The sequence below is a fragment of the Foliimonas ilicis genome, from assembly GCF_039939195.1.
Lineage (GTDB): Bacteria > Pseudomonadota > Alphaproteobacteria > Rhizobiales > Rhizobiaceae > Foliimonas > Foliimonas ilicis.
In genome coordinates, this window is the sequence record NZ_JBDUUH010000002.1 from 104784 (window position 1) to 124575 (window position 19792).

At 58.4% G+C, this 19792-nt stretch carries 16 protein-coding genes and 3 tRNA genes; 4 read left to right on the plus strand and 15 right to left on the minus strand.

The features are described 5' to 3' along the window. Window positions 1–212 precede the first annotated feature (212 nt). The 12 genes from rpoC to ABFT80_RS06000 form a co-directional block, all read right to left on the minus strand. Window positions 213–4409: a DNA-directed RNA polymerase subunit beta' gene (gene rpoC, locus ABFT80_RS05945; RefSeq protein ID WP_347970964.1), complete on the minus strand. Its 4197-nt coding sequence runs from the start codon at window positions 4407–4409 to the stop codon at window positions 213–215. 186 nt (window positions 4410–4595) lie between these two features. After that, window positions 4596–8732 (minus strand): DNA-directed RNA polymerase subunit beta, encoded by a 4137-nt coding sequence (gene rpoB, locus ABFT80_RS05950; RefSeq protein ID WP_347970965.1) that lies wholly within the window; start codon window positions 8730–8732, stop codon window positions 4596–4598. 206 nt (window positions 8733–8938) lie between these two features. Further along, window positions 8939–9313, minus strand: a complete 375-nt coding sequence (rplL, locus tag ABFT80_RS05955) for a 50S ribosomal protein L7/L12 (RefSeq protein ID WP_347970966.1) — start codon at window positions 9311–9313, stop codon at window positions 8939–8941. A gap of 52 nt (window positions 9314–9365) precedes the next feature. Continuing rightward, window positions 9366–9884, minus strand: a complete 519-nt coding sequence (gene rplJ / locus ABFT80_RS05960; RefSeq protein ID WP_347970967.1) for a 50S ribosomal protein L10 — start codon at window positions 9882–9884, stop codon at window positions 9366–9368. A gap of 351 nt (window positions 9885–10235) precedes the next feature. Next, complete coding sequence (gene rplA / locus ABFT80_RS05965) at window positions 10236–10934, minus strand: 50S ribosomal protein L1 (RefSeq protein ID WP_347970968.1); 699 nt, start codon at window positions 10932–10934, stop codon at window positions 10236–10238. A gap of 4 nt (window positions 10935–10938) precedes the next feature. Then, a complete protein-coding gene (rplK, locus tag ABFT80_RS05970; protein WP_347970969.1) occupies window positions 10939–11367 on the minus strand; it encodes a 50S ribosomal protein L11 in 429 nt (142 codons plus the stop codon). 156 nt (window positions 11368–11523) lie between these two features. Then, the gene (gene nusG / locus ABFT80_RS05975; protein WP_347970970.1) at window positions 11524–12051 is read right to left on the minus strand and encodes a transcription termination/antitermination protein NusG; all 528 of its coding nucleotides are present in this window, start codon (window positions 12049–12051) and stop codon (window positions 11524–11526) included. 26 nt (window positions 12052–12077) lie between these two features. Then, window positions 12078–12281: a preprotein translocase subunit SecE gene (gene secE, locus ABFT80_RS05980; RefSeq protein WP_347970971.1), complete on the minus strand. Its 204-nt coding sequence runs from the start codon at window positions 12279–12281 to the stop codon at window positions 12078–12080. Between the two features lie 236 nt (window positions 12282–12517). Further along, window positions 12518–12593 (minus strand) — tRNA-Trp (locus tag ABFT80_RS05985). A gap of 182 nt (window positions 12594–12775) precedes the next feature. Beyond that, window positions 12776–13951, minus strand: coding sequence for an elongation factor Tu (tuf, locus tag ABFT80_RS05990; RefSeq protein WP_347970959.1), 1176 nt, complete (start codon window positions 13949–13951; stop codon window positions 12776–12778). A gap of 214 nt (window positions 13952–14165) precedes the next feature. Continuing rightward, window positions 14166–14239: transfer RNA gene (locus tag ABFT80_RS05995), tRNA-Gly, on the minus strand. A 26-nt stretch (window positions 14240–14265) separates the two neighbouring features. After that, window positions 14266–14350: transfer RNA gene (locus tag ABFT80_RS06000), tRNA-Tyr, on the minus strand. Window positions 14351–14533: 183 nt separating this feature from the next. Between ABFT80_RS06000 and ABFT80_RS06005 the strand changes: the two genes are divergently transcribed. Together ABFT80_RS06005 and ABFT80_RS06010 are read left to right on the plus strand one after the other, a co-directional pair. Beyond that, complete coding sequence (locus tag ABFT80_RS06005) at window positions 14534–15388, plus strand: TrmH family RNA methyltransferase (RefSeq protein WP_347970972.1); 855 nt, start codon at window positions 14534–14536, stop codon at window positions 15386–15388. After that, the gene (locus ABFT80_RS06010; protein ID WP_347970973.1) at window positions 15385–15849 is read left to right on the plus strand and encodes a GNAT family N-acetyltransferase; all 465 of its coding nucleotides are present in this window, start codon (window positions 15385–15387) and stop codon (window positions 15847–15849) included. Before ABFT80_RS06005 ends, ABFT80_RS06010 begins: the two co-directional genes overlap by 4 nt. A gap of 577 nt (window positions 15850–16426) precedes the next feature. Here the strand turns inward: ABFT80_RS06010 and otnI are convergent. After that, window positions 16427–17221 (minus strand): 2-oxo-tetronate isomerase, encoded by a 795-nt coding sequence (gene otnI / locus ABFT80_RS06015; protein ID WP_347970974.1) that lies wholly within the window; start codon window positions 17219–17221, stop codon window positions 16427–16429. A gap of 144 nt (window positions 17222–17365) precedes the next feature. On the opposite strand from otnI, the gene bhcR reads away from it, so the two are divergent. Then, window positions 17366–18187 (plus strand): HTH-type transcriptional regulator BhcR, encoded by an 822-nt coding sequence (gene bhcR / locus ABFT80_RS06020; RefSeq protein WP_347970975.1) that lies wholly within the window; start codon window positions 17366–17368, stop codon window positions 18185–18187. Between the two features lie 2 nt (window positions 18188–18189). On the opposite strand, the gene ABFT80_RS06025 is transcribed toward bhcR, so the two are convergent. Further along, complete coding sequence (locus tag ABFT80_RS06025) at window positions 18190–19152, minus strand: bile acid:sodium symporter family protein (RefSeq protein ID WP_347970976.1); 963 nt, start codon at window positions 19150–19152, stop codon at window positions 18190–18192. A gap of 153 nt (window positions 19153–19305) precedes the next feature. Between ABFT80_RS06025 and ABFT80_RS06030 the strand changes: the two genes are divergently transcribed. After that, window positions 19306–19542 carry a hypothetical protein gene (locus ABFT80_RS06030; protein WP_347970977.1) on the plus strand — a complete coding sequence of 79 codons (237 nt, stop codon included), beginning with the start codon at window positions 19306–19308 and terminating at the stop codon, window positions 19540–19542. Here ABFT80_RS06030 and ABFT80_RS06035 read toward each other — a convergent pair. Further along, window positions 19539–19706 carry a hypothetical protein gene (locus ABFT80_RS06035; RefSeq protein ID WP_347970978.1) on the minus strand — a complete coding sequence of 56 codons (168 nt, stop codon included), beginning with the start codon at window positions 19704–19706 and terminating at the stop codon, window positions 19539–19541. The two genes, ABFT80_RS06030 and ABFT80_RS06035, sit on opposite strands and share 4 nt — an antisense overlap. Window positions 19707–19792: the final 86 nt, after the last annotated feature.

Sequence of the window (19792 nt, forward strand, 5' to 3'; positions counted from 1 at the left end):
GCTCGATGGGCTTGTCGCCCGACGTGGTGTTGGCAATGTCAGTCACGGTTCCCTCTCAATCCGTGCCCCACACACACCAAAAAAGTTAGGGCGGTACAGAATGAGTGTCAAACACCAATGACAACTTCGGATTGCGGCGGCCAATCCGGCTTGCCAACAAAAAAGCCGCCGGGTTGCCCCGGCGGCTTTTGAAGCATTATGAAATCGACCGTTTATTCAGCGGCCGACGTCATGTCCGTCAGCATAGGCTCGGCAGTTTCGGCGCCAGATGCCTTGCGGCGCTCGTCGAGGATCAGTTCGTCGCGCGACGTTGCGATACGACGAATCTGGCTCATCTGACCACCGGTACCGGCCGGGATGAGACGGCCGACGATGACGTTTTCCTTCAAGCCCTGGAGCATGTCGGTCTTGCCGGCGACTGCAGCTTCCGTCAGCACGCGCGTCGTTTCCTGGAAGGAAGCGGCGGAGATGAAGGATGGCGTCTGCAGCGATGCCTTGGTGATGCCCAGCAGGACCGGCTGGCCTTCGGCCGGGGTCTTGCCTTCTTCGATCAGGCGGTCGTTGATCTCTTCCAGTTCGATCACGTCCACGTGGTCGCCCGGAATGTAGGTCGAGTCGCCCTGAACGGTGATCTCGACCTTCTGCAGCATCTGGCGAACGATCACCTCGATGTGCTTGTCGTTGATCAAAACGCCCTGCAGACGATAGACTTCCTGGATTTCGTTGACGAGATACGAAGCCAAAGCTTCCACGCCCTTGATTGCCAGAATGTCGTGCGGCGCAGGATTGCCGTCCAGAATGTAGTCGCCCTTTTCGATCACGTCGCCATCCTGAAGATGGAAGGGCTTGCCCTTCGGGATCAGGTATTCGACAGGCTCAAGCGTCGAGTCGTTAGGCTCGATGATGATGCGGCGCTTGTTCTTGTAATCGCGTCCGAAACGGATCGTACCGTCGATCTCGGCGATGATGGCGTGGTCCTTCGGACGGCGTGCCTCGAAGAGTTCGGCAACACGCGGCAGACCGCCGGTGATGTCCTTCGTCTTCGCGCTTTCCATCGGAATACGCGCAACAACGTCACCCGGACGCACTGTACCGCCCGGCTCGACCGAAAGAATGGCTTCGACCGAAAGCATGAAACGAGCGTCGCCGCCACGTGCCAGCTTGCCGACCTTGCCCTTCGCATCATGAATGGCGATCGCAGGCTTCAGATCCGTACCGCGTGGCGTCGAGCGCCAGTCGATGACTTCACGCTTGGTGATGCCGGTCGACTCGTCGGCCGTTTCCTGAACCGAGATACCGTCCACGAGGTCTTCGAAGACAACGCGGCCTTCGATTTCCGTGAGGATCGGACGGGTATACGGATCCCACTCGGCAACACGCTGTCCGCGCTTCACCTTGTCGCCATCGTCCACGAAGATACGCGAACCATAGGTGACACGGTGCGTTGCACGCTCCTTGCCGGCCTCATCGAGGATGAGGATCGCCATGTTACGGCCCATGACCACGAGGTTGCCGTCGGAGTTGCGAACCACGTTGCGGTTGCGAACCTGAACGGTGCCCTCATAGGACGCTTCGAGGAACGAGCTGTCGACCACCTGTGCAGTACCGCCCATGTGGAAGGTACGCATGGTAAGCTGCGTGCCCGGCTCGCCGATCGACTGAGCGGCGATGACGCCGACAGCTTCACCCTGGTTGACCGGGGTACCGCGTGCCAGATCGCGACCGTAGCAGACCGCGCAGACGCCCGTGCGGATATCGCAGGTAAGCGCCGAACGGATACGTATCGACTGGATGCTCGCCTTTTCGATCAGCTCGATGTCGCGTTCATCCATAAGCGTTCCCGCCTTGACGATCAGATCGCCCGTAATCGGGTGATTGATGTCGTCGAGCGCGGTACGGCCCAGGATACGCTGACCGAGCGAGGCAACCACCTGGCCTGCATCGACGATAGGCTGCATGGTGAGGCCCTTGTCGGTGCCGCAATCCACGGAGTTGACGATGCAATCCTGAGCGACGTCGACGAGACGGCGGGTCAGGTAGCCGGAGTTTGCCGTCTTCAACGCGGTGTCTGCGAGGCCCTTACGAGCGCCGTGGGTCGAGTTGAAGTACTCAAGAACGGTCAGACCTTCCTTGAAGTTCGAAATGATCGGCGTTTCGATGATTTCGCCCGATGGCTTGGCCATAAGACCGCGCATACCGGCAAGCTGACGCATCTGGGTCGGCGAACCACGCGCACCGGAATGCGACATCATGTAGATCGAGTTCATCGGCTTCTGACGACCGTTGTCTTCGAACTCCACGGCCTTGATGCGGGCCATCATTTCGTCGGCGACCTTTTCCGAGCACTTTGCCCAGGCATCGACGACCTTGTTGTACTTTTCGCCCTGAGTGATCAGGCCGTCATTGTACTGCTGCTCATATTCCTTGGCGAGCGCCTCGGTGTCGGCAACAAGCTTCTGCTTGCTGTCGGGAATGAGCATGTCGTCCTTGCCGAAGGAAATACCGGCGCGGCAGGCATGGGCAAAGCCCAGAGCCATGATGCGGTCGCAGAATATGACCGTCTCTTTCTGACCGCAGTGGCGATAGACCGTGTCGATCATCTTGGAGATGTTCTTCTTGGTCATTTCCTGGTTGGCGGTGTCGAAAGGAACATTGACGTTCTTCGGCAGAAGCTCGGCAATGATCATGCGGCCAGGCGTCGTCTCGTGGATCTTCGACACGACGTTGCCTTCGGCATCGACCGTCTTGAAGCGACCGCGGATTTTGGCGTGCAGCGTGACAGCCTTGGTCTCGAGCGCATGCTGGAGTTCGCCCATGTCGGCAAACACCATGCCCTCGCCCGGCTCGTTCTGGTTGACGATCGAGAGATAGTAAAGACCGAGAACCATGTCCTGCGACGGCACGATGATCGGCGCGCCGGATGCAGGGTGCAGGATGTTGTTGGTCGACATCATCAGCACGCGTGCTTCAAGCTGCGCTTCAAGCGACAACGGCACGTGAACAGCCATCTGATCGCCGTCAAAGTCGGCATTGAAGGCCGTGCAGACCAGCGGGTGAAGCTGGATTGCCTTGCCTTCGATCAGGATGGGTTCGAATGCCTGGATGCCAAGACGGTGCAGCGTCGGAGCGCGGTTCAGCAGAACCGGATGCTCGCGGATAACCTCGTCCAGGATGTCCCAGACTTCCGGCTTTTCCTTTTCGACCAGCTTCTTCGCCTGCTTGACGGTCGAGGAGTAACCCTTCGCGTCGAGACGGGCGTAGATGAACGGCTTGAACAGTTCGAGCGCCATCTTCTTGGGCAGGCCGCACTGGTGAAGCTTCAGTTCCGGGCCGGTCACGATGACCGAACGGCCGGAATAGTCGACGCGCTTGCCGAGCAGGTTCTGACGGAACCGGCCCTGCTTGCCCTTGAGCATGTCGGAGAGCGACTTCAGCGGACGCTTGTTCGCACCCGTGATGACGCGGCCACGACGGCCATTGTCGAACAGAGCATCGACCGCTTCCTGAAGCATGCGCTTCTCGTTGCGGATGATGATGCCGGGCGCGCGAAGCTCGATCAGGCGCTTCAGGCGGTTGTTACGGTTAATCACGCGGCGATAGAGATCGTTCAGATCGGACGTCGCGAAACGGCCGCCATCCAGCGGAACCAGCGGACGCAGATCCGGCGGGATCACCGGAACGACCTTCATGATCATCCACTCGGGACGGTTGCCCGATTCCATGAAGTTCTCAACGACTTTGAGGCGCTTGAGGTACTTCTTCTGCTTCAGCTCGGACGTGGTCGAAGCCAGTTCCGAACGCAGATCGCCAGCGATCTTTTCCAGATCCATTCCGGCCAGAAGGTCATGAATGGCTTCCGCGCCGATCATGGCGGTGAAGGAATCCTCGCCATATTCGTCCACGGCGATCGTGTATTCTTCTTCCGAAAGAAGCTGGTTTTCCTTAAGCGCGGTCAGGCCCGGCTCGGTCACGATGTAGTTCTCGAAATAGAGAACGCGCTCGATATCCTTGAGCGTCATGTCGAGCAGCGTGCCGATGCGCGAAGGTAGCGACTTCAGGAACCAGATGTGGGCGACGGGAGCTGCGAGCTCGATATGGCCCATGCGCTCGCGGCGAACGCGCGACAGCGTGACTTCGACACCGCACTTTTCGCAGATGACGCCCTTGTACTTCATGCGCTTGTACTTGCCGCACAGGCACTCATAGTCCTTGATAGGTCCAAAAATGCGCGCGCAGAAAAGACCGTCGCGTTCCGGCTTGAAGGTACGATAGTTGATCGTCTCCGGCTTCTTGATCTCGCCGAACGACCAGGACAGAATCTTCTCAGGGGACGCGAGCGAAATCCGGATGGAATCGAACACCTGCGCAGGCGCCTGAGGGTTGAAGAGATTCATGACCTCTTGGTTCATGCCGTTCTCCTTTGCGGGACCTTGACGATCCCATTTTCCGAACAATACCGGGCGATAGAGCCCATTTCGTGATCCGCTCTTACGCCGCCGCTTCGCAAACGTAACCGGATCTTCATGTGCGGCCGGCACGGCCGCCGAAATCTAATCGAGGCGGCCGCGGGATATTCTCCCGCGGCCTGTCTCTGTTTATTCTGCCGCGTCGGGCAGACGCTGCGAGCCGTCTTCGAGCTTCGTGTTTTCGAGCTCAACATTGAGGCCGAGCGAGCGCATTTCCTTGACGAGAACGTTGAAGCTCTCCGGAATGCCCGCTTCGAACGTGTCGTCGCCGCGAACGATTGCCTCGTAGACCTTCGTACGTCCTGCCACGTCGTCCGACTTCACCGTCAGCATTTCCTGCAGCGTGTACGCCGCGCCGTATGCTTCAAGTGCCCAGACCTCCATTTCGCCGAAGCGCTGGCCACCGAACTGCGCCTTGCCGCCCAGCGGCTGCTGGGTAACGAGCGAGTAAGGCCCGATCGAACGCGCGTGGATCTTGTCGTCCACAAGGTGGTGAAGCTTGAGCATATATATGTAGCCCATCGTCACTTTGCGATCGAACGGTTCGCCGGTACGGCCATCATAGAGCTGCGACTGGCCGCTCGTGTGAAGACCTGCCTGCACCAGCATCTCGTCGATGTCGCCTTCATGCGCACCGTCGAACACAGGCGTCGCGATCGAAACGCCGCGCTTCATCTGCTCGCCGAGACGCACAATGCTCTCGTCGTCATACTGACGCACAGGCTCGTTCCGGTCATTGTCCGGAATGATGCTCTCAATCGTGTCGCGCAGCGGCTGGATATCAGCACCCGCCTTATAGGCTTCGATCAGCTCGCCGATCTTTTTGCCCATGCCCGAGCATGCCCAGCCAAGATGCGTTTCCAGAATCTGGCCGACATTCATGCGCGATGGCACGCCCAACGGGTTGAGCACGATATCTGCATGCGTACCGTCTTCCAGGAACGGCATGTCTTCGACAGGAACGATGCGCGAAACAACGCCCTTGTTGCCGTGACGCCCGGCCATCTTATCGCCCGGCTGCATCTTGCGCTTCACAGCGACGAAGACCTTGACCATCTTCATGACGCCTGGAGGCATCTCGTCGCCGCGCTGTACCTTCTCGACCTTGTCCATGAAGCGCTGCTCGAGCGCCTTCTTGGAATCGTCGTACTGGCCACGAAGAGCTTCGAGTTCGCCCTGCAGCTTCTCGTCCTCGACGGCAAACTGCCACCATTGCGAACGCGGATACTCGCCCATCGCTTCGCGGCTGAGCTTGGAGCCCTTCTTGAAACCTTTCGGTCCTGCAATCGCTTCGCGACCGTCGAGCGTGTCGGTCAGACGGCTGTAGACGTTACGGTCAAGAATGGCCTGCTCGTCGTCACGGTCCTTGGCGAGACGTTCGATTTCCTCGCGCTCGATAGCCATCGCGCGCTCGTCCTTCTCAACGCCATGGCGATTGAAGACGCGCACTTCGACGATCGTGCCGAACGTTCCGGGCGGCATGCGCATGGAGGTGTCACGCACGTCCGATGCCTTTTCACCGAAGATGGCGCGCAGAAGCTTTTCTTCCGGCGTCATCGGGCTTTCGCCCTTCGGCGTGATCTTGCCGACCAGAATGTCGCCAGGAGCCACTTCCGCACCGATATAGACGATACCGGCTTCATCGAGGTTCTTCAGCGCTTCTTCCGAAACGTTCGGAATGTCGCGCGTGATTTCCTCCGGCCCAAGCTTCGTGTCACGAGCCATGACTTCGAATTCCTCGATATGGATCGAGGTGAAGACGTCGTCGGCCACGATCCGCTCGGAAAGCAGGATCGAATCCTCGTAGTTGTAACCGTTCCAAGGCATGAACGCGACGAGCACGTTGCGGCCGAGAGCCAGATCGCCGAGATCGGTCGAAGGACCGTCCGCGATGATGTCGCCCTTGTTGACCCGGTCGCCCATACGAACCAGCGGACGCTGGTTGATGCAGGTGTTCTGGTTCGAACGCTGGAATTTCATCAGGCGATAGATATCGACGCCGGACTTGCCCGGATCGAGATCTTCCGTTGCGCGGATAACGATACGCGTCGCATCGACCTGATCGACGATACCGGAACGGCGTGCGCCGATGGCGGCGCCCGAGTCACGCGCAACGATCGGTTCCATGCCGGTGCCGACGAACGGAGCCTCGGCGCGTACCAGAGGCACGGCCTGACGCTGCATGTTCGAGCCCATCAGAGCGCGGTTGGCGTCATCGTTTTCAAGGAACGGGATCAGCGCTGCTGCGACCGACACCATCTGCTTGGGCGAGACGTCCATAAGATCGACGTTTTCGCGAGGCGTCATCATCACTTCGCCGGCGTTACGGCAGATGACGAATTCGTCGACGAAATTGCCGTTCTTGTCGAGCTCGGCGTTTGCCTGCGCAACGAAGTGCTTGGCTTCTTCCATTGCAGAAAGATAGACGACCTCATCGGTCAGCTTGCCATCGACGATCTTGCGGTACGGGCTTTCGATGAAGCCGTACTTGTTGACGCGTGCGAAGGTTGCCAGCGAGTTGATCAGACCGATATTCGGGCCTTCCGGCGTTTCAATCGGGCAGATACGGCCATAATGCGTCGGGTGAACGTCGCGGACTTCGAAGCCTGCGCGTTCGCGGGTCAGGCCGCCGGGTCCAAGAGCCGAAAGGCGGCGCTTGTGGGTGATTTCCGACAGCGGATTGGTCTGATCCATGAACTGCGAGAGCTGCGAGGAACCGAAGAATTCGCGCACGGCGGCAGCAGCCGGCTTCGCGTTGATCAGGTCCTGCGGCATCACAGTGTCGATCTCGATCGAGGACATACGCTCCTTGATCGCGCGCTCCATGCGCAGCAGGCCGACGCGGTACTGGTTCTCCATGAGCTCACCGACCGAACGCACGCGGCGGTTGCCGAGATTGTCGATGTCGTCGATTTCGCCCTTGCCGTCGCGCAGTTCGACAAGCGTCTTCACGACCGCGAGGATGTCTTCCTTGCGCAGCACGCGAACCGTGTCTTCTGCCTTCAGGTCGAGACGCATGTTCATCTTGACGCGACCAACGGCCGAAAGGTCGTAACGGTCGGCATCGAAGAACAGCGAATTGAACATCGCTTCTGCGGTTTCGAGTGTCGGCGGCTCGCCCGGACGCATCACGCGGTAGATGTCGAACAAAGCGTCCTGACGGCCTTCGTTCTTGTCCACGGCAAGCGTGTTGCGGATGTAGGCGCCGACATTGACGTGGTCGATGTCGAGAACCTCGAACTCTTCCGCACCGGTCGAAAGAAGAACTTTCAGGGTCTTTTCGTCGATTTCGTCACCGGCTTCGAGATAGATCTCGCCAGTTGCGTGGTTGACGATGTCTTCGGCAAGATACGAACCGTACAGATCGTCCTCGGTCGCCTTGATGGCCTTCAGACCCTTTTCGGCAAGCTGCTTGGCCTGACGCGCGGTGATCTTCTTGCCAGCTTCGACGACGATTTCGCCCGTATCGGCATCAACCAGATCGCCGACAGCCTTGAGGCCGCGGAAGCGATCGACGCTGAACGGAACGCGCCAATGATCCTTGGAACGCTTGTAGGTGATCTTCTGGTAGAAAGTGGAGAGGATTTCCTCGCCATCCATGCCGAGCGCCATGAGCAGGCTCGTCGCAGGAATCTTGCGGCGACGATCGATACGCGCATGCACGACGTCCTTCGAGTCGAACTCGATGTCGAGCCACGAACCGCGATAAGGGATGACGCGCGCAGCAAACAAAAGCTTGCCCGACGAGTGCGACTTGCCCTTGTCGTGATCGAAGAAGACGCCTGGCGAACGGTGCATCTGCGAGACGATGACGCGCTCCGTGCCGTTGACGATGAACGTACCGTTCATGGTCATCAGCGGCATGTCGCCCATATAGACGTCCTGCTCCTTGATGTCCTTGATGGACTTCGCGCCCGTATCTTCATCGATATCGAACACGATGAGGCGCAGCGTCACCTTCAGGGGTGCAGCATAGGTCAGGTCGCGCTGACGGCATTCGTCAACGTCGAACTTCGGTCCTTCGAACTCGTACTTGACGAATTCGAGCATCGAAGCGCCCGAAAAATCAGAAATCGGAAAGACCGACTTGAAAACGGCCTGCAGTCCTTCGTCCGGACGTCCGCCCTTGGGCTCGTCCACCATCAGGAATTGGTCGTACGATGCCTTCTGAACCTCGATGAGGTTCGGCATTTCCGCAACTTCAGGTATCTTACCGAAGAATTTGCGTACGCGTCTGCGGCCATTGAAAGTCTGGGTCTGGGCCATCGTCGCTCCTTGGCTTGCGTCTCTTGGGGCGCGGCTTCGCCTGCTGCGCCTTGCATTTCCGGCTGCTTGAACGGCAGCCTATTCAAAACGGGTAAAAACCCGTTTCCGGAAGGCCGTTTTCGGCCCTCAGGAAAGAGGTTCCCAATACGTAGTTCCCCGTCGCGGGGATCGGCGGGCGACTTGCGCCACCCGCCGAAACACGACAGTTACTTCAGGTCGACCTTGGCGCCAGCAGCTTCGAGCTGTGCCTTGATCTTTTCTGCGTCGGCCTTGGAAACAGCTTCCTTAACCGGCTTCGGTGCAGCTTCGACCAGGTCCTTGGCTTCCTTGAGGCCGAGACCGGTAATCGCACGCACTTCCTTGATCACGTTGATCTTCTGTGCGCCGGCGTCCGTCAGGACGACGTCGAATTCGGTCTTTTCCTCAACAGGAGCAGCCGCAGCACCGCCGCCAGCAGCAGCAGCTGCTACGGGAGCAGCAGCCGAAACGCCCCACTTTTCTTCAAGAAGCTTCGAAAGCTCAGCCGCCTCAAGGACGGTCAGGCTCGACAGGTCGTCAACGATCTTAGAGAGATCAGCCATTTTCTATTCCTTTAAAAGTTCGAACAAGTGTAGGTGACAGCGAGGAACGGCCTCATGCCGCCTCGTCCTTCCGGGCGTAGGCGCCAATCACGCGAGCAACCGAAGCTGCTGGTGCGTTGACGACCTGGGCGATCCGGGTTGCCGGCGTGGAAATCATGCCGACGATCCTGGCGCGAAGCTCGTCGAGCGACGGGAGTGTGGCCAAAGCCTTCACACCGTCGGCGTCGAGCGCAGTCGAGCCCATTGAGCCGCCAAGGATAATGAGCTTCTCATTAGCCTTGGAAAACTCGGACGCGATTTTTGGCGCCGTGATCGGATCTTCCGAATAAGCAATCAGGGTCTGTCCGAGGAACAGGCTCTGAATCTTTTCGGAATCCGTGCCCTGAAGAGCGATTTTGGCGAGACGGTTCTTCGCGACTTTGACGGTGCCGCCAGCTGCGCGCATTTTCGAACGAAGATCGTTCATCTGCGCAACTGTGATACCGGCATAGTGGGCCACGACGACTGAACCTGCGTTCGAGAACGCTTCATTCAGGCCCGTGACGAGTTCGCGTTTTTCCGCTCTGTCCACTGCCTATCTCCAGTTGATGGCCACCACTGATTTAGTGACCATCGGTTTGCCTTTTGCCGCCTGGGCGGTCCTAGGGACCTCCCGAGCGACGCTCGAGGATCCTGCCCCCTTTCGCCACATCCTTTCGGATGCGCAGACAAAAGGCATACACGGTTCGAACCTTTCATTGGGGCTTGGCCCCTTTGTCCGGTCTTCACCCGTCTCATGCAGGCCCATGCGAATTAAGGCCAAGTGGTTTGAACCGCCTGCAATCTCGGACAGGATATCCGGAAGCGTTTCCGCTTCCGGCATCCGGGCCCGAAGGCCCGGAATTCTAGTCAGACCGGCGAATTGGCCGGCCTCGTAAAAGTCTTACGCAGTCGCCAGCGTCGAAAGATCGACGCGCAGACCCGGACCCATCGTCGAGGTGACGGACACCTTCTTGACGAATACGCCCTTGGCGCCTGCCGGCTTTGCCTTGTTCACTGCGTCAGCGAAAGCACGGACGTTTTCTTCCAGCGCCTTGACGTCGAAAGAAACCTTGCCGACACCAGCATGAACGATACCGGCCTTCTCGACACGGAACTCGACGGCACCGCCCTTCGAAGCCTTGACCGCACCGGCGATATCCGTGGTCACGGTGCCGACTTTCGGGTTCGGCATCATGCCGCGCGGGCCGAGAACCTTACCAAGACGACCGACGAGCGGCATCATGTCAGGCGTCGCAATGCAGCGATCGAAGTTGATCTCGCCCTTCTGGACGATTTCGAGCAAATCTTCCGCACCGACGATGTCTGCACCGGCTGCGCGGGCTTCGTCAGCCTTCGCATCACGAGCAAACACGGCAACGCGCACCGAGCGACCGGTGCCGTTCGGCAGATTGACAACGCCGCGAACCATCTGGTCCGCATGGCGAGGATCAACGCCGAGATTCATCGAGATTTCGATCGTTTCGTCGAACTTGACGGCCGAACGGTCCTTCAGAAGCTTGATAGCCTCACCAAGGCCGTAAGCCTTGTCCGGATCAATGCCTTCACGCGACTTGACTACACGCTTTCCAAACTTTGCCATCGTCTCAGCCCACCACTTCCAGGCCCATCGAACGGGCAGAACCTTCGACCATACGCATCGCCGCTTCCACGTCGTTTGCGTTCAGGTCCTTCATCTTGGCTTCGGCGATCTCACGCACCTTGTCGCGGCTGATCTTGCCGGCACCGATCTTGCCCGGCTCTTTCGAACCCGACTTCAGATTGGCCGCCTTCTTCAGGAAGTAGCTCACCGGAGGCGTCTTCATGACGAAGGTGAAGGACTTGTCCTGGTAATAGGTGATCACGACTGGAATCGGCTGACCCTTTTCCATTTCCTGCGTCTGCGCGTTGAACGCCTTGCAGAATTCCATGATGTTGATGCCACGCTGACCAAGCGCAGGGCCGATCGGGGGCGACGGCGTCGCCGATCCCGCTGCTACCTGAAGCTTGAGCTGGCCTGCAATTTTCTTAGCCATCTCTTCTCTGCCTTACTTTCATGCCGGACAAGCCGGCGGTTGCAGTTTGGTGGTTCGGTTCGAGCATCCGGCTAAGATCGCCCTCGCCTCCCACCAACTCTCGCAGCGAATTAAATCGCCGCACTCGCTGCCGTTACAGGCAGCAAGATTTCAGGGTCAGCCCTTTTCGACCTGACCGAATTCCAGATCGACCGGCACAGCACGACCGAAGATCGAAACCTCGACCTTGAGACGTGCGCGCTCTTCGTCCACCTCCTGAACGACGCCATTGAACGATGCGAAAGGCCCATCGGACACACGCACCTGCTCGCCAACCTCGAACGTCACGGACGGCTTCGGCCGCTCCACACCTTCCTGAACCTGGTTCAGGATGCGCTGCGCTTCCGCCTCGCTGATCGGCACCGGCTTGGAATCGCCAAGGAAACCAGTAACTTTTGGCGTATTCTTCACAAGCGAGAACACCGCATCGGTAAGGTTCGCCTTGAGAAGCACGTAACCTGGAAAGAACTTGCGCTCAGCATCGACCTTACGGCCGCGACGCACTTCCACAACCTTTTCAGTCGGCACGACGATCTGCTCGATCTGATCGCTCAGACCCTTCTGACGCGCCTTGTGCTCGATATCCTCTGCGACCTTCTTCTCGAAGTTCGAATAGGCGTGGACGACGTACCACCGCGAAGTCATCAATAAATTCTCCGTATTCGCCGACGTTAGCGTCCGATGCCCAGGATCAATTCGACCCCGAAAGCCATCAACTGGTCGGCAGCGAAGAAAAACACCATCGCCAGAGCCGCAAAAGCCAAAACCATAATCGTCGAAATGACGGTTTCCCGACGCGAGGGCCACGTAACCTTTGCCGTTTCCGACCTTACCTGCTGGATAAAGGTAATGGGGTTGGTGGTCTTTGACGCCATGTGCCGCTCTGCTTTCAGAAGATCGGATGCCCGACCTTTTATGTGTTCCCGCTGGCCGGGTTGCCCGCCTGGTCCGAAACGGATGCGAATCACCGCAAACACTTCGCCCATGCATTTCGGGCACGTAAAGCTGGATTTCAGCTCCACGCGCCGCGTGTTTATTGGTCACGATATAAAACTGATTCCGTAAGCTTGCAAGTGCCTAATTTCAACAGTTCGATCATCTGCGATGAAACTGGCAGGGGCAGCAGGGCTCGAACCTGCGACCTGCGGTTTTGGAGACCGCCGCTCTACCAACTGAGCTATACCCCTAAACGTGCGCCCGGAAACCGAACCTGTCACGCTTTGCGCAAGCCTCGAAGGAACGACACTTGCAGCATGCGTTCCTCTAACGGGTCGCTTTGAAAGCTTCAAGTCGTTTTGAACGTTTCCAAACGAAAAAATAGCGACCCCGAGGGGCCGCCATTCATTTCTTCTCTTCGTACGAGCAGAACTTACTCGATGATAGCGGCGACGATGCCGGCACCGACTGTGCGGCCGCCTTCGCGGATAGCGAAGCGCAGGCGCTCTTCCATGGCGATCGGCACGATCAGCTCAACATCAACCGTGATGTTGTCGCCAGGCATAACCATTTCCGTGCCTTCAGGAAGCGACACGATGCCCGTCACGTCCGTCGTGCGGAAATAAAACTGCGGACGGTAGTTCGTGAAGAATGGCGTGTGACGGCCACCCTCTTCCTTCGTCAGGATGTAGGCTTCCGCCTTGAACTTCTTGTGCGGCTTCACCGAACCCGGCTTGGCAAGAACCTGACCGCGCTCGACGCCTTCACGGTCGACACCGCGAAGCAGAGCGCCGATGTTGTCGCCAGCCTGGCCCTGATCGAGCAGCTTGCGGAACATCTCGACGCCCGTGCAGGTCGTCTTCGACGTCGCGCGGATGCCGACGATCTCGAGTTCTTCACCAACCTTGACAATGCCGCGCTCGACGCGACCGGTCACAACCGTACCGCGACCCGAAATCGAGAACACGTCTTCGATCGGCATCAGGAACGGCTGGTCGATCGGACGCTCAGGCGTCGGAATGTAGGCATCGACTTCAGCCATCAGCTTGCGGATCGCGTCTTCGCCGATTTCCTTGTTCGAATCTTCCAGAGCAGCCAAAGCCGAACCCTTGACGATCGGAATGTCATCGCCGGGGAATTCGTACTTCGACAGAAGCTCGCGAACTTCCAGCTCAACCAGTTCCAGAAGCTCGGCGTCGTCAACCTGATCAACCTTGTTCAGGAACACGACAACGGCAGGAACACCAACCTGACGGGCAAGCAGGATGTGCTCGCGGGTCTGCGGCATCGGGCCGTCGGCTGCCGAAACAACCAGGATCGCGCCGTCCATCTGTGCAGCACCCGTGATCATGTTCTTCACATAGTCAGCGTGGCCGGGGCAATCGACGTGTGCATAGTGACGAGCAGGCGTCTCGTACTCGACGTGTGCCGTCGAGATCGTGATGCCGCGTGCCTTCTCTTCCGGCGCAGCGTCAATCTGATCATACGCCTTGTACTCACCAAAATACTTCGTGATCGCAGCCGTCAGCGACGTCTTGCCATGGTCAACGTGACCAATCGTGCCAATGTTCACATGAGGCTTATTACGCTCGAATTTACCTTTTGCCATCGTCTCTTTCCTTGGGCCGCGTGGACTTCAGTTCGGTCGAATGCGGGGCGATTAGCGACAAAGGCCGAAAAACACAAGCATCTTTTGGCAGGTCGCCGTCCGCTTCCGCTATTTAAGTGAAAGCATGAGCCGACCCGCATCGAACATCGGTCCGGTTTTGGGTGATGCCTGCATATAGGGGTTTGCCGCTGAATATCAAAGGGGCGAAGCAGTCTGGAGCGGGTAGCGGGAATCGAACCCGCGTATTCAGCTTGGAAGGCTGCTGCTCTACCATTGAGCTATACCCGCGCCGTCAGGCTTCGAAGGTCCAGCAGTGGTGGAGGAAGTTGGATTTGAACCAACGTAGGCGTAGCCAACGGATTTACAGTCCGTCCCCTTTAACCACTCGGGCATTCCTCCGTACTGCTGTCGAAGCCAGCGACGAGGCACCGTGCGGAGCCGAACCGAAGTCCGAAACCGCGTGGGCCTTATGGCTGCAAGGCCCAAAGCTGTCAACCGCGATAAGGGCTAATTTCTACATTAAAACAGTCGCGCTCCACAGCACCCGTATGCAAACCCCGTTCGCGCGTCTATAGAGGCGCGATGAGCAACGATAATCCCTCCCGGACGCCCAAGGATACGCATTACGCGAATCTTCGGCGTAGTTTTCGCGACCAGAAGGCCGGTGGCCCTCAAAACCGGGGCGAGCGCCCTTCCACGCCGCCCGGCGAAGCGGCGCCTGATGGTCTGGTGCGACTTTATGGCCTGCACACGGTTCGCGCCGCACTCGAAAACCCGCGCCGCAAGATCACCCGAATGCTGGTGACGCGAAACGCCGCGGAACGCCTTTCGCTGGACGATTTTTCGGCGCTGCCCTTCGCTGTCAAGCTTGTAGAACCGCGCGAGATCGACGGTTTGACCGGCAGCGATGCGGTGCATCAGGGCGTGCTGATAGAAGCGCATCCCTTGAAGCCAAAGGCGCTTTCGGCGCTCGGCGACACGCCGCTTCTTCTGGTGCTCGATCAGGTCACGGATCCGCATAATGTCGGCGCGATCATACGTTCGGCCGTCGCATTCGGTGCAGGTGCGATCGTCACGACTTCGCGCCATAGCCCGCATGAATCGGGCGTATTGGCCAAATCGGCATCCGGCGCACTGGAGCATATCGATCTGATCGAAGTGCGAAATCTGGCCGATGCGCTTGGCCAGTTGCACGATGCGGGCTTCCGCACCATCGGTCTTGATTCGGAAGGCCCGGCCGAGCTGGAAAAAAGCTTCGAAGGCAAACGAATCGCATTGGTGCTCGGAGCCGAAGGCAAAGGCCTGCGCCAGAAGACCCGCGAAACGGTCACCACGCTTGCTCGCCTCGACATGCCGGGCGCAATCCGCTCGCTGAATGTCTCCAACGCAGCGGCGGTCTCGCTCTATGCAGCGCACTCCTTTCTCAACAAGGCATGATTTCCAATCTGCGCGACGAGCCTGCATTCGCGGGAACAGTAGCCGACCGAATCTGGAATGCATGGTGGCGCGAACAGGGCCATGAGCTGGCGTTCATTCGCGGCCTTGTGGACGATAATCTGACGGCTGAGAAAATTCCCCTCGCCCTCGTCGCACATGAAGGTGCGACGTTTATGGGAACCGCATCGGTCATCGAAAGCGACATGGAAGAGCGCCCGCAGCTTTCTCCATGGGTTGCCGCCGTCTGGGTCGACCCGGAACATCGCGGCAAGGGTCTGGGCGCGGCGCTCGTTTCGGCAGCAGCGAATGAGGCCTTCGCGCGCGGTTTCGATCCGGTCTATTTATGCGCGACACCAGAGAATTCAGGGTTTTACGAGGCGCTTGGCTGGCAAATCGTCGAGGAAGATGTTGGCGGGTTGACGGTTTTCGCGCTCACCAAGGCTGCGGTTGCTTCCAGATAGTGCATTCTTCGAAGCACGCAGGATAAGTTTCACCATCGCCACGCCCGGTTTTCACCGTCTGGCCATTGTCAAAGAACCGGGAAGCGGGGCGCTTGGCCGTGCCTTCCTAGTAAGTGATATATGTGGCGCGACGTCTGCACCCCGCCGGTGTCTGCTACCCAGTCGGTCGGGCACAATGTCTCTGCATTCAATAGTGCAGATGAACATCGCGGTTTCTCCGCACGCTTTGGGATGTTTCATCGGCGGGGTTTGTCACTTCCCGCGATGAACGCATCTTCGCCGCGCCGACCTGTCCCGGCCCTCCGCTATGGCTCCGGGCGTTCGGCATTCAAAAAGCCAAATCGTTGGCTTTTTGCCGACCTATGGTCGGACATGCCTCACCCCTCGGGTCTCACGACTACCGCAGTCGCAAGTGGGAGGTCACCGCTGTCTGAACCGATACCCGGTGCGCACCGGCTTCCCGCTCAGACAGTGGGGAGATGATAGGAGGGGCTGAAAGGGGGTGAATAAAAACATGAAATTGGAGGTTTTTGTTCACATGCGGTGGCATCGCGGCGCACCTTTGTTCCCATGACGATCAGCCCGACGCCCTCACCCGCTTGAACTGCGCAAACCAGCCTAGTCCCTCTTCCGTTCCGGCTTTCGGCCGGTATTCCGCGCCGATCCAACCGCGATAGCCAATGCGGTCGAGATGCGCGTAGAGGAATGGGTAGTTGATCTCGCCTGTTCCCGGCTCGTGCCGGCCGGGATTGTCGGCGATCTGGATGTGGGCGATGCGGGCGAGATTGTTTTCCATGGTGCGGGCGAGATCGCCCTCCATGATCTGCATGTGGTAGATGTCGTATTGCAGGAACAGATTATCGGAACCGACCCGGTCGATGATGTCGAGCGCCTGCCTTGAATGGTTTAGATAGAAGCCGGGCATGTCGTGCCGGTTGATCGGCTCTATCAGCAAACGAATGCCTGCCTTTTCCAAACGGTCTGCTGCAAACTTCAAATTCTCGACGAACACATGATCGAGAATCTCGCTGGCGACACCTGACGGTGCGATTCCTGCAAGGCAATTGACCTGCTCGCAATTCAGCGCTTTCGCATAAATTATCGCCTTGTCGACGCTGGCGCGGAACTCCTCGACGCGGTCGGGCAAGACTGCAATGCCACGTTCGCCCGCGTCCCAATTGCCGGGCGGGAGATTAAACAGGACTTGCTTTAATTCGTTTTCTTTCAATAGCTTGTCGATGGTTTCTGGAGTATATCCATAAGGGCCGATATACTCCACGGCTTCAAAGCCTGCGCGTGCGGCAGCTTCGAAACGCTCCAGAAAATCATATTCAGGAAACAGCATTGAAAGGTTTGCGGAAAATCGTGGCAATTGCACCTCCGTTCAGCCCGCAAGGCAATCACGGGATGGTGCTACCTTCGGAAAATTTGTCGCCTTCGACAATGCTGCCAATCACTAATCCAGCACTTTGCAAATTATGAAATAGTTTTTTATTTTACTCGAAAGGAGTCTGCCATGGATCGCATCGAGAAACGGCAGCGCGGGCGGCCCCGCGCGTTCAATGCACCGGCAGATGACAGCCCGGTTCAGGCGCTCGACCGGGCGCTCAGGATTCTGGAAATCGTCGCATTGGAGGATGGGCTGTCGCTGAGCGAAGTCGCGCTCGCCTCCGACATTCCTGCCGCGACCGCCTACCGAATGCTCGGCACGTTGCAGCAGCATGGCATGGTCGAGTTCGACCAGAACGACCAGCTATGGTCGGTCGGCGTTGGTGCTTTCCGCATCGGCTCGGCATTTCTGCGGCGGCGCAAGCTGGTGGATCGCGCGCGTATCGTCATGCAGGAATTGATGGAAAATACCGGCGAAACCGCAAATCTCGGTGTCGCGGAAGAAGACGCTGTGGTTTTCGTCAGCCAAGTAGAAACGCATCAGGCGATACGCGCTTTCTTTCGCCCTGGCGCCAGAAGCCCGTTCCACGCTTCAGGCATAGGCAAGGCCGTGCTCGCGCATCTGCCGAATGAACGCGTCACGGCAATGGTTCGGAAAAACGGCTTAGCCGCCTATGCGCCTGCCACGCTGACGGATGAAGCCGCACTTCTTCAAAACCTCGCGGAAATCCGGGTGCAAGGCTTTGCCGTCGATGACGAGGAAAGGTTCTCCGGCATGCGGTGCGTGGCGGCAGCAATATTCAACGAATTCGGCGAGCCGCTGGGCGGCATATCCGTATCGGGACCGGCAGCGCGCGTTACCCCCGACAGGCTTTCGGAGATAGGTCCGCTGGTGCGCGATGCCGCCTTGCGCGTAACCGAAATGATCGGCGGCATCGCGAGATCGTAAGATCAGGCCGGGCGTTCGGCCTTCTCGTCTGTCTCGGACTCATCCTTGAGGTTCGAGAAGTAGTTCGCGATAAGCGCGCCGGAAATATTGTGCCAGACGCTGAAAATCGCGCTCGGTACGGCTGCGAGCGGCGAGAAATGCGCGCTGGCGAGTGCGGCACCCAGACCGCTGTTCTGCATGCCGACCTCGATGCTGATTGCCTTGCGCTTGGCCAGCGAAAGCCCGGTGGCGCGCGCTGCAAAATAGCCGAAGAGCAATCCAAGGCCGTTGTGCAGGACGACAACGAGGAAAATCATCAGACCCGAAGTCGCGATTGCCGCCTGATTGACCGCCACGACGGCGGCGACGATCAAAACGATACCGGCGACGCTGACCAAGGGCAGCATCGGCAGGGAAACCTTCACCAGACCGGGCACCAGCTTCTGAACCGCAAAGCCAAGCGCCAGCGGCACCAGGATCACCTTGACGATGCTCAGGAACATGCTCATCGCATCGACCGGCAGATACTGGCTGGCGAACAGCCAGACCAGAAACGGCGTGACGATCGGTGCTGCAAGCGTGGTGACGCTGGTGCACGCGACGCTCAATGCCACATCGCCCTTGCTGAGATAGGTCATGACATTGCTGGCCGTGCCACCGGGGCAGCAGCCAACGAGGATGACGCCTGCAGCGACTTCCGGCGGCATCGGGATGATGATCGTCAGGATCACGGCCAGAAGCGGCATGATGATGAACTGGGATGCGACGCCGACGCCAACGTCGAACGGCCTGCGCGCGACTTCGCGGAAATCATCGAGCGAAAGGGTGAGGCCCATGCCGAACATGATGATGCCGAGCAGCGTGACGATGTAAGGCGCGAACTGGCTGAAGACGCCCGGAAGAAAAAACCCGAGCGCCGCGAAGGCGATGACCCAGATTGCGAATGTGCGCCCGACGAACGCGGAAAACGATGCTATTGCCTTCAAGGCGACTCTCCAATGTTTTACTTGGAGCCGCCCTACGCGCGCCGGGAAGGTCGATCAACCCCGCACGGCCAGTTTTGAGTGGGCCAGATCAATCGCTGCTGGAATTGCTTTGCGGATAATGGCTACAAGGAGCGCCAAACAGGAGCCGCCCGTATGTCGCGTCTATTGAGTATCTTGATTACCATCATGTTTGCGGTCGCCCTGGTCACTTTGGGGCGCTGGTACATCTACATATCCAACACCACGAGCCCCTATGACGAAGTCGGGATCGAGCTCAATTCACGCATGCCCTACCCTTTGCGCAAATATGGCTGCGGCAAGCTGCAGGCGACATTCATGAATGCGCTGCCGCCTTACGGATGCGGCGATGATCAGGGGCGCTGGATCTAGACCAGACCGGTCGCGTGCCGGAGATAAAAGGCAATCGCGATAAAGCCGATAATGAAGGTTACGCCTGTCCAATCGACATTCGCGCCTTTCACTTCCCTGGCAATTTTCATGACAAGGAAAGCAAGCGCAGAGATCATAAGGGCAATCAGGATCAACCTGATCATCGGCGTCTCTCCCGTGAAGAGTTAATCGGCACAATACATATGTGAATTGCGCCGATCGATTTCGAGAGGTTTCGCGTAAAAATCGC

Bases quoted from the DNA above. Each gene is read 5' to 3' on its own strand.
- tuf (WP_347970959.1), bottom strand. From the start codon at position 13,951: ATGGCAAAAGGTAAATTCGAGCGTAATAAGCCTCATGTGAACATTGGC.
- rplK (WP_347970969.1), bottom strand. From the start codon at position 11,367: ATGGCTAAGAAAATTGCAGGCCAGCTCAAGCTTCAGGTAGCAGCGGGA.
- ABFT80_RS06030 (WP_347970977.1), top strand. From the start codon at position 19,306: ATGTCGCGTCTATTGAGTATCTTGATTACCATCATGTTTGCGGTCGCC.
- secE (WP_347970971.1), bottom strand. From the start codon at position 12,281: ATGGCGTCAAAGACCACCAACCCCATTACCTTTATCCAGCAGGTAAGG.
- rpoB (WP_347970965.1), bottom strand. From the start codon at position 8,732: ATGGCCCAGACCCAGACTTTCAATGGCCGCAGACGCGTACGCAAATTC.
- nusG (WP_347970970.1), bottom strand. From the start codon at position 12,051: ATGACTTCGCGGTGGTACGTCGTCCACGCCTATTCGAACTTCGAGAAG.
- rpoC (WP_347970964.1), bottom strand. From the start codon at position 4,409: ATGAACCAAGAGGTCATGAATCTCTTCAACCCTCAGGCGCCTGCGCAG.
- ABFT80_RS06005 (WP_347970972.1), top strand. From the start codon at position 14,534: ATGAGCAACGATAATCCCTCCCGGACGCCCAAGGATACGCATTACGCG.
- bhcR (WP_347970975.1), top strand. From the start codon at position 17,366: ATGGATCGCATCGAGAAACGGCAGCGCGGGCGGCCCCGCGCGTTCAAT.
- rplA (WP_347970968.1), bottom strand. From the start codon at position 10,934: ATGGCAAAGTTTGGAAAGCGTGTAGTCAAGTCGCGTGAAGGCATTGAT.
- ABFT80_RS06035 (WP_347970978.1), bottom strand. From the start codon at position 19,706: ATGATCAGGTTGATCCTGATTGCCCTTATGATCTCTGCGCTTGCTTTC.
- rplL (WP_347970966.1), bottom strand. From the start codon at position 9,313: ATGGCTGATCTCTCTAAGATCGTTGACGACCTGTCGAGCCTGACCGTC.
- ABFT80_RS06010 (WP_347970973.1), top strand. From the start codon at position 15,385: ATGATTTCCAATCTGCGCGACGAGCCTGCATTCGCGGGAACAGTAGCC.